Source organism: Cupriavidus basilensis (assembly GCF_000832305.1).
Classification (GTDB): Bacteria; Pseudomonadota; Gammaproteobacteria; order Burkholderiales; family Burkholderiaceae; genus Cupriavidus; species Cupriavidus basilensis_F.
The window spans coordinates 319,641-333,493 of sequence record NZ_CP010537.1 but is presented as its reverse complement, the minus strand read 5'-3'; the positions used below and the strand labels follow the sequence as shown (position 1 = coordinate 333,493).

Annotated in this window: 12 protein-coding genes; 4 read left to right on the top strand and 8 right to left on the bottom strand. The window is 66.4% G+C overall.

Annotated elements, in window-relative coordinates; translation table 11 throughout:
- The first annotated feature begins 38 nt into the window (after window positions 1-38).
- Both RR42_RS22260 and RR42_RS22255 read left to right on the top strand, forming a co-directional pair.
- Window positions 39-1,373 (top strand): hypothetical protein, encoded by a 1,335-nt coding sequence (locus tag RR42_RS22260; protein WP_043353092.1) that lies wholly within the window; start codon window positions 39-41, stop codon window positions 1,371-1,373.
- Window positions 1,374-1,397: 24 nt separating this feature from the next.
- Window positions 1,398-2,828 (top strand): C25 family cysteine peptidase, encoded by a 1,431-nt coding sequence (locus tag RR42_RS22255; RefSeq protein WP_043353089.1) that lies wholly within the window; start codon window positions 1,398-1,400, stop codon window positions 2,826-2,828.
- 23 nt (window positions 2,829-2,851) lie between these two features.
- Here RR42_RS22255 and RR42_RS22250 read toward each other — a convergent pair whose 3' ends face one another.
- The 3 genes from RR42_RS22250 to RR42_RS22240 form a co-directional block, all read right to left on the bottom strand.
- Complete coding sequence (locus RR42_RS22250; RefSeq protein WP_063778450.1) at window positions 2,852-3,169, bottom strand: chaperone modulator CbpM; 318 nt, start codon at window positions 3,167-3,169, stop codon at window positions 2,852-2,854.
- 4 nt (window positions 3,170-3,173) lie between these two features.
- On the bottom strand, window positions 3,174-4,121 hold the full coding sequence (locus RR42_RS22245; protein WP_043353088.1) for a DnaJ C-terminal domain-containing protein: 948 nt from the start codon (window positions 4,119-4,121) through the stop codon (window positions 3,174-3,176).
- Between the two features lie 364 nt (window positions 4,122-4,485).
- Entirely contained in the window at window positions 4,486-5,787 is a 1,302-nt protein-coding gene (locus RR42_RS22240; protein ID WP_043353086.1) for a UDP-N-acetylglucosamine 1-carboxyvinyltransferase, read from the bottom strand.
- A 248-nt stretch (window positions 5,788-6,035) separates the two neighbouring features.
- On the opposite strand from RR42_RS22240, the gene RR42_RS38725 reads away from it, so the two are divergent.
- Window positions 6,036-7,238: a dipeptidase gene (locus tag RR42_RS38725; RefSeq protein ID WP_082055048.1), complete on the top strand. Its 1,203-nt coding sequence runs from the start codon at window positions 6,036-6,038 to the stop codon at window positions 7,236-7,238.
- A 16-nt stretch (window positions 7,239-7,254) separates the two neighbouring features.
- On the opposite strand, the gene RR42_RS22230 is transcribed toward RR42_RS38725, so the two are convergent.
- The 5 genes from RR42_RS22230 to cyoA all read right to left on the bottom strand — a co-directional run bounded on the left by RR42_RS22230 (window position 7,255) and on the right by cyoA (window position 12,321).
- Window positions 7,255-8,109, bottom strand: coding sequence for an SURF1 family protein (locus tag RR42_RS22230; RefSeq protein WP_043353084.1), 855 nt, complete (start codon window positions 8,107-8,109; stop codon window positions 7,255-7,257).
- Window positions 8,106-8,513 (bottom strand): cytochrome o ubiquinol oxidase subunit IV, encoded by a 408-nt coding sequence (cyoD, locus tag RR42_RS22225; RefSeq protein WP_043353083.1) that lies wholly within the window; start codon window positions 8,511-8,513, stop codon window positions 8,106-8,108. The genes RR42_RS22230 and cyoD overlap by 4 nt, the downstream gene beginning before the upstream one ends.
- On the bottom strand, window positions 8,510-9,166 hold the full coding sequence (cyoC, locus tag RR42_RS22220) for a cytochrome o ubiquinol oxidase subunit III (RefSeq protein ID WP_043353081.1): 657 nt from the start codon (window positions 9,164-9,166) through the stop codon (window positions 8,510-8,512). The genes cyoD and cyoC overlap by 4 nt, the downstream gene beginning before the upstream one ends.
- Complete coding sequence (cyoB, locus tag RR42_RS22215) at window positions 9,159-11,162, bottom strand: cytochrome o ubiquinol oxidase subunit I (protein ID WP_043353078.1); 2,004 nt, start codon at window positions 11,160-11,162, stop codon at window positions 9,159-9,161. The genes cyoC and cyoB overlap by 8 nt, the downstream gene beginning before the upstream one ends.
- A gap of 79 nt (window positions 11,163-11,241) precedes the next feature.
- Complete coding sequence (gene cyoA, locus RR42_RS22210; protein ID WP_052494857.1) at window positions 11,242-12,321, bottom strand: ubiquinol oxidase subunit II; 1,080 nt, start codon at window positions 12,319-12,321, stop codon at window positions 11,242-11,244.
- 147 nt (window positions 12,322-12,468) lie between these two features.
- Here cyoA and RR42_RS22205 point away from each other — a divergent pair, with 147 nt between their 5' ends.
- Window positions 12,469-13,827: an MFS transporter gene (locus RR42_RS22205; RefSeq protein ID WP_043353074.1), complete on the top strand. Its 1,359-nt coding sequence runs from the start codon at window positions 12,469-12,471 to the stop codon at window positions 13,825-13,827.
- Window positions 13,828-13,853 lie beyond the last annotated feature (26 nt).

Below are 13,853 nucleotides of genomic sequence, written 5' to 3'. Positions count from 1 at the left end.
ATCTATCGACTGAACCTGACAAGCCAGGGAGGCACGCCATGCCATTCCAGACCATCGCTGGTACCAGCGCCACCTACGCCCTGCTCGCGCTGGACGCCGCCGGCAACGAACGCAGCGACGACCCGGACGGGATCGCGGGACGGATGTCCGAGCGCTTGCTGGCGCAATGGCAAGCCGCCGCGCCCACCGATGTCTTCCTGTGGAGCCACGGCTGGCAGGGCGACCTGCCCGCGGCGCGCATCCAGTACGACCGCTGGATCGGCGCGTTCGCGCGCAGCGCCGGCGACGAGCAGGCCATGCGCGCCCGGCACCCGGATTTCGCCATTGCCCATATCGGCGTGCACTGGCCCAGCCAGCCTTGGGGCGACGAGGAACTGGGCGACGGCGCCAGCTTTGCGCCGCTGGCCGGACCGGGCACGCAAGGCGCCCAAGCCATGATCGACGCCTATGCGCAGCGCCTGGGCGATACGCCACAGGTACGCGCCGCGCTGGCCGTCATCTTCGAAGCCGCGCGCACCCAGGCGGATGCCGTGACGCTGCCCGACCCGGTGCGCCAGGCCTACCTGCAACTCGACCAGGCCCTCGCGCTGGGCAGCGAGGGCCCGGGCGGCGACGCCGGCGCCGACCGCCTGCCCTTCGATCCCGCGGCGTCCTTCGCCGAAGCCAACCAGCTGGGCGCCGCGTTTGGCGGGCCGGTGCTGGGCGGGCTGCTGGCGCCGCTGCGGCAACTCTCGTTCTGGACCATGAAAAAGCGCGGCCAGACCGTGGGCGAGTGCGGCGTCTTCCCGCTGCTCAACAGCATCGGCGACGCGCTGCCGGCGGCGCGCATCCACCTGATGGGCCACAGCTTCGGCGCCGTCGTCATGTCCGCCGCGCTGGGCGGCCCTGGCGGCACGGCCGCGCTGCGGCGCCCGGCAGCCTCCTGCGTGCTGGTGCAGGGCGCCATGTCGCTCTGGGCGTACGCGCCGGACATCCCGGTGCGCCCGGGCACGGCGGGCTACTGCCACCACGTGCTGCCCGATGGCAAGGTCAGCGGGCCGCTGGTGGTCACCCGCTCGCGGCACGACAGCGCGGTCGGCACGCTGTATCCCTGGGCGGCCGGCGTGGCGGGCCAGGTGGCGTTCGACGCCACGCAGGCATCTCCCACCTATCCCACCTTTGGCGCCATCGGTGCGTTCGGCATCCAGGGCACCGACGCCGCCACGGACGCACCGATGCAACCGTATGACGGCAACTACGCCATGACGGCCGGCAAGGTGCTGAACATCGAAGCCAGTGAGTACATCTGCAACGGCAGTGGCATTGCCGGCGCCCACAACGACATCGCCGGGCCGGAGGTCGCCCACCTGATCTGGCAAGCCGCGCTGGCCTGAGAACAAACCCAAGGAGCCCCAGTCATGACCGACGACGCCATGCCCATGCCGCTAGGCATCCAGGCCGACACCGGACGCCCGCTCGCCAGCCTCGATGCGCAGGCCATCGCCGGGTTCTCCGCGCACGAGCACGCCTTGCGCCGCGCGCCGGAACGCGCCGCGGAGAAAGCCCGCCAGGCCGAGACCTATGCGGTGCTCGGCGATGTCGACGGCGCCAAGCTCGACGAGGCCGGCTGGGGCCTGCTGTTTCCCTCCGACGTGGATCCGGCGCCTTACCTGGACGCGCTCGCGCCGCTGATCGCCTGGCGGCACCGCGAGGCGGGACAGGTCACGGTATTCCAGGGCGCCGACGGCTGCCTGCCCGGCGAAAGCGCCGCCACCTGGCTGGCGCGGCACGGTGTCTCCCTCAACGTGGTCGACCCCGCGCTGGGCGTGCCCTACTACCTCGTGCTGGTCGGGCCGCCGGACAAGATCCCGTTTGCCTTCCAATACACGCTGGACCTGTACTGGGCGGTGGGACGGCTGGATTTTCCGCAACTGGCGGACTTTCGCAGTTATGCGGACAGCGTGACAGCTTACGAGACCATGGCCAGCGTGGCCGCCCGGCGCAGGATTGCGCTGTTCGCCACCTGCCTTGATTTCGATCGCGCCACCCAGTTGCTCACGCGGCAGCTGGCCACCCCGCTCAGCCAGGGCACCGCGCAAGCCAAGCCTCTGGGTGAGCGCCAGGGCTTTGCCATGCAGGCGCTGCTGGGCGAGGCCGCCACCAAAGCCGCGCTGACAGATGTACTGCGCGGCAAAGGACCGGACGGGCCACCCGCCCTGCTCTTCACCGGCTCCCACGGCATGGGCTTTCGCGCGGACGATGCGCGGCTTGCCGGCACCCAGGGCGCGATCGTCTGCCAGGACTGGCCAGGCTATGGCGCGATCGGCCCCGAGCACTGGTTCGCCGCGCAGGACGTCCCCGATGACGCGCAGTGCCACGGCCTTATCCAGTTCTGCTTTGCCTGCTACGGCGCCGGCTGCCCGGACTTCGACAACTTCGGCCACGGCGGCAACGCCCCCACCCGGCTAGCGCCCGCGCCCTTCACCGCGCGCCTGCCGCAGCGGCTGCTGGCGCATCCGCATGGCGGCGCGCTGGCCGTGCTCGGACACATCGACAGGGCGTGGGCCTACGGCTTCCAATCCGAACGCGCCGACGCGCAAACCCAGGGGTTCCGCGACGTGATCGGCAGCCTGCTGCGCGGCGAGCGCATTGGCCAGGCGACAGACCGCTTCAACATCCGTTGGGCCGCGCTGAGCACCGAACTGGCCGACTTGCTGCGGGACCGCAGCGCGGGCGCCGACGTCCCCGACGCCGACATCGCGCTGCGCTGGGTGGCACGGGACGATGCGCGCAACTATGTGGTGCTGGGGGACCCGGCGGTGCGGCTGAGGGTGCGGGACATGGCGTGACTGGGAGTGCAAAACGCTTCTCTTCAAGCCAGGTTCGCCCGCCGCAGCTTTGCCTTTAACGTCTCGATCTCGTCCAGCAGGTCGAGCACGACGGCCGCGCCGGCCACCCCAAGCTCCAGGTCGCGCGCCAGGCGCAGCGCCGTGCGGGCACGCTTGAGCGTGGCGCCGTCGAAACGCCAGCGCGGCGCGTCTTCTCCGCGCGGCGTCAGCACGCCCTCCTCCACCAGCGCCACCACCTGTCCAATGTCGGCATGACAGGCCTCGCTCAGCTCCACCAGCGTGAACTGCACCTCTTCTTCGACAAGGACGCCATGCAGCATCGATATGCCTTGATCGCTCATCGCATCAAGCCTCCAGTGAACGGCGCGGGGCAAAGCCGCTAAAGGTCTTGGCCATCTCCCGGTACGCATCATTGGCCTTTTCCGTGTCCGCGGGTGGCAAGACGATCGACAGCACCGCGTACAGGTCGCCGGGCGGCGTGCTGGGAAGGCCCTTGCCCTTGAGCCGCAGCTTGCGGCCCGCCGACGAGCCCGGCGGCACGCTGAGTTGCACGCTGCCGTCCGGCGTGGGTATGCCGACGCTGGCGCCCAAGGCGGCTTCCCATGGGGCCACGGGCAGGTCGAGGTAGACATCGCGATCGACTACGCGGAACAGCGGGTGCGGCGCGATCTCGATTTCGAGATAGAGGTCGCCGGCGGGAGCGTCTCCAAGTCCGGGGCCGCCCTGGCCTGCAAGCCGAAGATGCTGTCCAGTGCGAATGCCCCTGGGAATATTGACTTCCAGCTGCCGCTCCTGCAATCGCACGTGCCCACTGGCGTCTGCCTGGGGCGTACGCAGCGTGATGGTGCGGCGCCCGCCCCGGTAGGCGTCCTGCAGATCGATCTGCACCTTGGCATGGTGATCGCCCCCTGCCATGCGGGCAGCGCCTCGCGCGCCGCGAGACTGCGCATGCCTGGCGCCGAAGAGCGACTCGAAGAAATCGCTGCGATCCAGGTCTTGCTCGAGATCCGCCTCGCCGCCGCTGTATTCGAAGCCGCTATCCCATCCCGGCGGCGGAGTGAACTCGCGGCCGCTCTTGTACCGCGCCCCCACGTCGTCGTAAGCGGCGCGCTTCTCCTCGTCTTTCAGCGCCACATACGCCTCGGCCACATCCTTGAAGCGGGCCTCCGCATCCGGCTCCTTGCTGACGTCCGGGTGATACTTGCGCGCCAGCTTGCGGTAGGCGCGCTTGATTTCATCCTGCGTGGCCGTGGGCTCCACCCCGAGCATCGCGTAGTAATCCTTGTACTCCATGAATGCCCCCGGCAACTGGCGTGCGGCACGCGCACGGCGCTTGGCGAATGATGCGCTTGACCTGCGGCTCTAAGTATAGGCAAAGGCACGGGCATGCGGTGCGACGCGGTTCGCCCTGCGCGCGCTGTCGGCGCACGTATCCATAAAACGTGGCGTGCGCACCTGCAGGGCCTGCTATGTTATCGGCGAGCCAGCTACAGGAGGCACCGGTGAAAGACGGGGCATCCGCCCCGCGAGACGCCGAACAATCATGGCTCGGCAAGCTCGGGCCGCAAGCGTGAGCTCGACCGCCTGTTGCCCGCCACGCCGGCGACCTGAACCTCGGCATCCTGGCCGTTGGCAGAGGTTAGAGCCGCAGTCGACATTACTCCTCGCTGGTCCACTCCACCTCGACACCAAGGCTGCGCAGGTTCTCGACGAAACGCGGATGGGCACGGCGGATGGGCGCGGCGTTGCGGATCTCCGAGCGGCCATCGATGCTCGCGGCCACCATGAGCAAGGCGATGGCCACGCGGATGATGTACGGGCTTTCCACCACCGCCGGCGTCAGGGGATTGCCACCAAAGGTGATGAGCCGGTGCGGGTCGGACGAAAACACATGGGCGCCAAACTTCGACAGCTCGCCGGTCCAGCCCAGCGCGCCGTCGTACACCTTGTTCCAGAACATGGCGTTGCCCTGCGCGCGCACGCCCAGCGCGATGAAGATGGGCAGCAGGTCAACCGGGAAGTAAGGCCACGGCGCAGCCTCGACCTTGGTCAGCACGTTGCTGGTAAACGGCGTCTGCACTTTCAGGGGGCCGGCGCTGGTGGCGCGGGACCAGCCATCTTCGTGCGTGATCTGCACGCCGAACTTGGCGAAGGTGCGGTCGATCAGCGGAAAATTCCCCGGTGCGCTGTTGCGCACCACGACATCGCCGCCAGTGATGGCGCCCAGCGCCAGGAAGGTGGTGATCTCGTGAAAATCCTCGTCGAAGGTAAAGTCGCCACCCTTGAGCTTGTTGCCGCCATGCACCGTCAGGCGCGAGGTGCCCATGCCTTCGATGCGCGCGCCCATCATCGCCATGAAGCGGCAGAATTCCTGCACATGGGGCTCCGATGCGGCGTTGGTGAGCGTGGAGGCGCCACCCGCTGCAGCGGCGCACAGCACGAAATTCTCCGTGGTGGTGACCGATGCATAGTCAAGCCAGTGGTCAGTGGGTGTCAGCTGGCCGGCACTGCGCACCAGCAGCGACCCATCGGCCCGCTCCACCTCGCCGCCAAAGCGGCGGAAGACATCGACGTGCGGATCGATCTCGCGCACGCCAAGCGTGCAACCCTTGACGTTATCTTCGAGCCGGGCCACGCCGAAGCGGGCGAGCAGCGGCGGCACCAGCATGATGGACGAGCGCATCTCTTCGGGCAGCCGATGGCGGGCCGCGTCGAACACGGTCTCCTGATGGTGCAGCGACAGCGTGCCGCTTGCGTCATCCATATGCACCTTGCTGCCCAAAGCACGGAAGATGTCGAGAATCTTGCGCACATCGGTGATGTCGGGCACGCCATGCAGGCGCAGGGGCTCATCGGTCAGAAGCGTGGCGCAGAGCACAGGAAGCACTGCATTCTTGTTGGCGGAAGGGGTAATACGCCCCCGGAGCGGCTTGCCGCCGTGCACGATGAGATTGGACATGGGATGGGATATTGCGAGACGAGCCAGGACAGGATGGAACAACGCCCAGCATTGTACTTGCACTGCCAAGGACAAGGATGCCGCCCTGGCAGCGTTCACAGATGACGCTCTCGAAAAAAGACCAGGTTGGAAAAACCGCCTCAGGCAGCGCGCAGGCCCAGGGCGATGGGACGGCGTCCTGCAAGTGGTGCGCCTGAAGCACTTTGCGCCGCGATATCATGGTGGCTGCACAAACGCGTGGGGCGACAATGCAGATTGACCGGACGACGATCTGTCGGGGCGATGCCGATGCGCCGCCTGGACAAGCACCGGGCAGCATCAGCCGCCGCGCGTTCCTGGCGTCTGGCGCTGCACTGGCGCTAGCCGCCTGTGCACAGGGACACCTTGCCGGCGACACCCAGCCGCAGGGTTCAGCCGGCACGAAGGCCGCCAAAGACGCGAGCGGCGTCAAAGACGTCTCCCCCAGGAAGCCCTCCCCCGCCGCGCTGGTCATCGACATGCACAGCCATGCCGGGCGCGTGATTGTGTCGCGCGATCCCGCCATCGGCGCGGACCGGCCCTTCCTTGCGCTGGCCGCGCCGATGCGCGCGGGCGGCGTGAACGTGATCTGCCTGGCGATCGTGACGGATACCATCGTCACGCGCGTGTCCGCCGATCGCACGCGCTTCGAAGCCTGGCGAACCCCGTCCGAAGGCGAGCTCTACGCGCTTGGCGTGGCCGAATTCGCGCGTGCGCACAAGCTGGTGGAGCGTGAGCAGATGCAAGTGGTGACCGACGCGGCTACGCTGGCCACGCGGGGGCCGGCCGGGCCGTGCGTGATCATCGCGTCGGAAGGTGCGGACTTCCTGGAGGGCAGGCTCGAGCGTGTGGACGAAGCGTACGGCATGCACCAGTTGCGCCACCTGCAGCTCACGCACTACCGCGTCAACGAACTGGGCGACATCCAGACGGAGGCGCCGGTGCACGCAGGCCTGACGGATTTCGGCGCGGATGTGGTGCGGCGCTGCAATGCCTTGGGCATCGTCGTCGATGTCGCGCACGGCACCTATGACCTGGTCAAGCGCGCCGCCGCCATCTCCACCAAGCCGCTGGTGATTTCGCACTCCGCGCTGGCGACGCGCCCCAGCCTGCGCAGCCGGCTGATCACGCCAGACCACGCGCGCGTGATCGCGGGCACCGGTGGCGTGATCGGGGTCTGGCCCAGCGCGGGCACCTTCCGCGACCTGCCTGCGATGGCGCTAGGCATCAAGCGCATGGCCGACGTGGTTGGCGTGGATCATGTGGGCGTGGGAACGGACATGCTCGGCTTCATCTCGCCGCCGGTGTTCCGGACCTACGATCAGTTGCCCTCGCTGGCCACCGCGCTGCTGGCGGCAGGATTCACGCAAGAGGAAGCCGGCAAGGTGCTCGGCGGCAATTACCGCCGGGTGTTCGAAGCGTGCGTGGGGTAGCGCGAGGGACCTGCGCTTACGGCGCGCGCCGTCCCGCCTTGCCCTCACCCGGCGTATCCTGGGTATCCCGCGTATCCCGTGTATCGTCGGCCCGCGACCGGCGGTACGCCTCCCGCCCGGCATAGACAGCGCCCGCGGCAAACATCAGCGCCAGCGCAAACCAGGTGATCGCATAAACGAGGTGGTTGTTGTTGAACGTGATGACGGTCAGCCCGCCCACCGGCCAGGTGCGCTTGCTGGCGTCCCCGAGCGGCACGGCCGCGTCTGCATCGACGAAGTAAGGCGCCACGTTGCGCAGGCCGCGCGCGGCGGCAATGGCCGGCACATCGCGCGCGTACCAGCGCCCGGCCGCCGGATCGTTGGTGCGCAAAAAGCCGTTGCCGGGCTCGCTGAAGCGCAACAGGCCGGTGACGGTGGTCTCGCCGGTGGGGTCGCCCCCGCCGCGCCTGGCGCGCTCGCTCAGCTCAGGCGGCACAAAGCCACGGTTGACCAGCACCACATTGCCGTCCACCGTGCGCAACGGCGTCATCACCCAGAAGCCGCCACCCAGCTCCGTCACGGCCTGCACCAGGGTCTCGCTGTCGTTCAGGAAGGTGCCGGTGAGACGCACTCGGCGGTACTCGTCGGCGGCCTTGGTGAGCCGCGGCCACTGATCGGCGCTGGGCGCGGCCGTGGCGGGAGCATGCACGCGCGCGTTCACGCGTTCGATGAGGTCGAGCTTCCACGCGCGGCGCTCGACTTGCCAGACGCCGAGCGAAACCAGCCCGGCTACCGCCACGATGGCGAGCAGGGCAAACGCCACAAGCGCGCCAGTGGCGCGCTTGCGGGAAGGCGGATTGGGTTGGGCTGCGCCCTGCTGCCGGGCCGTCAAGGCAGGTTCTTCATGTCGTGCATTGGCATCATGTTCTGGTCGAGGTGGAACATTACCCAAAGCGAGCCGCTCAGCGCGATGACCACCAGCACGATCGTGAAGATCAACGCCAGCATGGTCCATCCGCCCTCGGATCTCGCATTCATATGCAGGAAATATATCATGTGGACGACGATCTGCACCGCGGCGCAGCCCAGCAGGAACAACGCGGTGGTGCTGGATTTATCGAAAACCTTGGCCATCACCAGCCAGAACGGGATCGCCGTGAGGACCACCGCGAGCACGAAGCCCGTCATGTAGCCCTTGAAGGTGCTATGGCTGACCTCGCCATCGTGGCCGTGGTCGTCATGGCCATGCCCGTGGCCATGGGGATCGCCTGCAAGGGCATTGTCATGCGCGTTCATGGCAGCACTCCCATCAGGTAGACGAAGGTAAACACACCGATCCAGACCACATCCAGAAAGTGCCAGAACATGGACAGGCACATCAGGCGGCGCTTGTTCTCCGGGATCAGCCCGTGCTGCCCCACCTGCACCATCAACGTGATGAGCCAGACGATGCCGACCGTCACGTGCAGCCCATGGGTGCCCACCAGCGTGAAGAACGAGGACAGGAACGCGCTGCGCTGCGGCCCCGCGCCATCGTGGACCAGGTGCGCGAACTCGTAGAGCTCCAGGCTGATGAACGCCGCGCCCAGCAGGCCGGTGATGCCGAGCCAGATCAGGGTGGCGCGCACCTGCGCCTTCTGCATCTCCAGCACGGCAAAGCCGTAGGTGATCGACGACAGCAGCAGCATGGTGGTGTTCAGCGCCACGAGCGGCAGCTCGAACAGTTCGGCGCCCGTGGGGCCGCCGGCGTAGCGCCGCCCCACCACGCCGTACACGGCAAACAGGCTGGCGAAGATGAGGCAGTCGCTCATCAGGTACAGCCAGAAGCCGAGCAACGTGCCGTTCTGCGGATGCACCTCGCTGGTCGCGTAGAAGCTTAGCTCGCTCTGGCGCGGGGTGTCCGGCATGCTCACATCGCCGGGGCCGTAGGAGGCGGTGGTATCAACCATGGGTGGCAAGCAGGCGCGTGCGCTCTGCCTCGGTGCGGACGACGTCGTCGGCCGGGATGTAGTAATCGCGCTTGTAGTTGAAGGTGTGGCCGATCGCCACGATCAGGATGGCGGCGAAAGACACGATCACAAGCAGCCACATGTGCCAGATCAAGGCAAAGCCGAGCACCGTGCTCAACCCCGCCAGGATGATGCCCGCGCTGGTGTTCTTCGGCATGTGGATCGGGATAAAGCCCTGCTGTGGCCGCTGGTAGTGGTGCTCTTTCATCTGCCACCACGCGTCGTTGTCATGGATGACCGGGGTAAAGGCAAAGTTGTACTGCGGCGGCGGCGATGAGGTCGACCACTCCAGCGTGCGGCCGTCCCACGGATCGCCCGTGGTGTCGCGCAGGGATTCGCGCCGGCGGTAGCTGACCACCAGCTGGATCAGGAAGCAGCCGATGCCTAGCGCAATCAAGAATGCGCCGAATGCCGCCAGCTGGAACCAGATCTGCAGGGACGCATCCTCGAAGTGGCTCATGCGGCGGGTCACGCCCATCAGCCCCAACACATAAAGCGGCATGAAGGCAACGTAAAAGCCAACCAGCCAGAACCAGAACGAGCACTTGCCCCAGAACGGATCCAGCCGGTAGCCGAAGGCCTTGGGAAACCAGTAGGTGATGCCGGCCATCAGCCCGAACAGCACGCCGCCGATGATCACGTTATGGAAGTGCGCGATCAGGAAGAGGCTGTTATGCAAGGAGAAATCCGCCGGCGGCACGGCGAGTAGCACGCCGGTCATGCCGCCGATCACGAAGGTGACCATGAAGCCGATGGTCCAGAGCATCGGCACCTCGAAGCGGATGCGCCCGTGGTACATGGTGAACAGCCAGTTGAACATCTTGGCCCCGGTCGGGATCGAGATGATCATGGTGGTGATGCCGAAGAACGAATTGACGCTGGCGCCCGAGCCCATGGTGAAGAAATGGTGCAGCCAGACCAGGTAGGAGAGCACCGTGATCACCACCGTGGCGTACACCATCGACGCGTAGCCGAACAAGCGCTTGCGGCAGAACGTGGAAACCACTTCCGAGAAGATGCCGAACGCGGGCAGCACCAGGATGTACACCTCCGGGTGGCCCCAGATCCAGATCAGGTTCACGTACATCATGGCGTTGCCGCCAAGATCGTTGGTGAAGAAGTTGGTGCCTGCATAGCGGTCCAGCGCCAGCAGGGCCAGCACCGCGGTGAGCACCGGGAAAGCGGCGATGATCAGCACGTTGGTGCACAGCGCGGTCCAGGTGAACACCGGCATCTTCATCATGGTCATGCCGGGCGCGCGCATCTTGACGATGGTCACGAGCAGGTTAATGCCCGATAACAACGTGCCCAGCCCGGCGACCTGCAAGGACCAGATGTAATAGTCCACGCCCACGTCCGGACTCTGCAACACGCCCGACAGCGGTGGATACGCCAGCCAGCCGGTGCGCGCGAACTCGCCGACGAACAGCGACATCATCACCAGCACGGCGCCGCCAACCGTCATCCAGAAGCTGAAGTTGTTGAGAAAGGGAAAGGCGACGTCGCGCGCGCCGATCTGCAACGGCACGACAAAATTCATGAGCCCGGTGACCAGCGGCATGGCCACGAAGAAGATCATGATCACGCCGTGCGCGGTGAAGACCTGGTCATAGTGGTGCGGCGGCAGGTAGCCCAGCGAATCGCCAAAGGAGACCGATTGCTGCAGCCGCATCATGACCGCATCGGCAAAGCCGCGCAGCAGCATGACGATGCCCAGCACGACATACATGATGCCGATCTTCTTGTGGTCGATGCTGGTGAACCACTCGCGCCAGAGATAGCCCCACGCTCGCAGGTAGGTCAATGCGCCAACCAGCGCCAGCCCCCCGATCGCGACGGCCGCGAAGGTCGCCAGCAGGATGGGCTCGTGATAGGGGATTGCCTCCCAGGTGAGGCGGCCGAATACCAGTTGCGTCAGGTCGAGGTGCTCGGGCATTGTGTCACCAGGGCCGCAAGGGCGTTGTTTCAGGAATCGGGGAGCAACGAGTCATTGTTGCGACGTCATTGCGGCAATGTCATTGCGGCAACGTCCTGGCGGACGCCACACGGGGGCCGTTGCCAATGCCGGCAGGATCGCTTGCCGTGCAGATCGCGCCCAGGCTCGCGCCGGCGTCGCCGCGTTCGAGCGCCGCCACGTTGAAGGCCCGCGCCTTGTCCTTGCCCTGGCCCTGCCTCGCACTCATGGCCATGTCCTTGATGCAAGGCCGGTTGGCTTGCACGCAGCGGTTCAGGATCGCGTCGTACAAGCCCGGCGCCACGCTGGCGTAGCGCCTCACCGGCTCTAGCTCGCTGGGTTGCTCCAGCTGCAGGTAAGCGTCGCGCGTCAAGGCCCCGCCGCCGGCCTTGGCTTGCTGGACCCAGCGCGCGAATTCCTCGGCGCTCATGCCATGGAACTTGAAACGCATGCCGGAGAAGCCCGCGCCGCTGTAGTTGGCGGAGAAGCCCTCGTAGACACCCGGCTGGTTGATCACGGCGTGCAGCTTGGTCTCCATGCCCGGCATGGCGTAGACCTGTCCCGCCAGGGCAGGGATAAAGAAGGAGTTCATCACGCTGGACGCCGTGATCTTGAAGCGGATCGGTTGATCCACCGGCGCCGCCAGCTCGTTGACGGTGGCGATGCCCTGCTCGGGGTAGAAGAAAAGCCACTTCCAGTCCAGCGCCACCACCTCCACGGTGAGTGGCTCGATGCCCATGGGCACCGGGCGCTCGGCGTCGATACGGCTCAAGGACTGGTAGGGATCGAGCTTGTGCGTGCTGACCCAGGTCAACGCGCCCAGGGCGATGATGATCAGGAGCGGCGCTGCCCAGATCACCAGCTCCAGCAAGGTGGAATGGTCCCAGTCGGGCTCGTAGATGGCCTGCTTGTTGGCTTCGCGGTAGCGCCAGGCAAAGAGTAGCGTCAGTGCAATCACCGGCACGATGATCAACAGCATCAGCCCGGTTGAAATGATGATTAAATCACGCTGCCGGATCGCGAGATCCCCGGCCGGGGCCAGCAAGACCGCATTGCAGCCTGTCAGCAGCAGGATGGCTGCAAACAACAGACATCCGCGCGTCGCGTAGCGGGATGGCACTATCCGAATGCGAAATTGCATAGCCGTGGAAGTGATCGTTGGAACTACGCCGGTGGGCTGGCCGCGGAAACTCAACATTTCCTATGGCACTGTAGTCAAAGAAGTGCCATTCTTAAAGGAGTGACACAAAACGCCACCCCGAACAACGAGAGACGAGAGGGCCTGACGATGTCCAGCAGCAGTAGCAGCAGCAGCGGCAGCAGCGGCGTTGCGCACCAGCACCAGCCGTCACCGTCTTCCCCCACGCCCGCGCAAGACGCGGCGCACCGGGCGCGGGTGGCGCCCGCCGAGATCGCCGCCGGCGTCGTCATCGGGCGAGCGTCCGAGTATTTCGACTTCTTCGTCTACGGCATCGCCTCGGTGCTGGTCTTCCCCAGCGTGTTCTTCCCGTTCGTCAGGCAACTGGAAGGGCTGCTGCTGTCCTTCGCGATCTTCTCCTTCGCTTTCATCGCCAGGCCGTTCGGGACCACCTTGTTCATGGCGATCCAGCACCGCTGGGGACGCAGCATCAAGCTGACGGCCGCGTTGTTCCTGCTGGGCACCGCCACGGCGGGCATGGCGTTCCTGCCGGGCTACGATGCGCTCGGCAACCACGCCATCGTCATCCTGGCGGCGCTGCGCATCCTGCAGGGCATTGCGCTGGGCGGCTCATGGGACGGGCTGCCATCACTGCTGGCACTGAACGCCCCGGCGCACCGCCGCGGCTGGTACTCGATGCTGGGACAGCTCGGCGCGCCGATCGGATTTCTCCTTGCCGGCTCGCTGTTCCTCTACCTGCGCGCCAACCTGGATTTCGACGAGTTCCTGGACTGGGGCTGGCGCTATCCGTTCTACGTGGCGTTCGCCATCAACGTGGTCGCGCTGTTCGCGCGCCTGCGGCTGGTGGTGACCCGGGAGTACACGCAGCTGCTGGAAGAAGGCGAGCTGGAGCCGATCAGTCCGGCGCAGATACTGCGCGCCCAGGGCTACAACCTGTTCATCGGCGCCTTTGCCGCGCTGGCCAGTTACGCGCTGTTCCACCTGGTCACGGTGTTCCCGCTGTCGTGGGTCGCGCTGCACGCCACGCAGGACATCAATGACGTGCTGATCATCCAGATCATCGGCGCGGGGATCGCCATGGCGGCCACCATCGCCTCCGGCTGGATCGCCGACCGCATCGGGCGGCGCACCACCCTGGCGCTGATGGCAGTCCTGATCGGCATCTTCGGCCTGTTCGCACCGTACCTGATGAACGGCACCCCGGCGCGGCAAGACCTGTTCATCCTGATCGGCTTCGGCTTGCTGGGCTTGTCGTACGGGCAGGCCGCGGGCGCTGTCACGGCAAACTTCGGATCGCGCTTTCGCTATACCGGCGCGGCGCTGACCTCCGACTTTGCATGGCTGTTCGGCGCCGCCTTCGCGCCGCTGGTGGCGTTGGGACTGTCGGCGGAGTTCGGCTTGTTTGCCGTCAGCGGCTACCTGCTGTCCGGCGTGGCATGCACGTTGCTGGCGCTGTGGATCAATCGCAAGATGGAAGCGCGCGACTGACCCGGCCACGATAATGCAAACGGCCA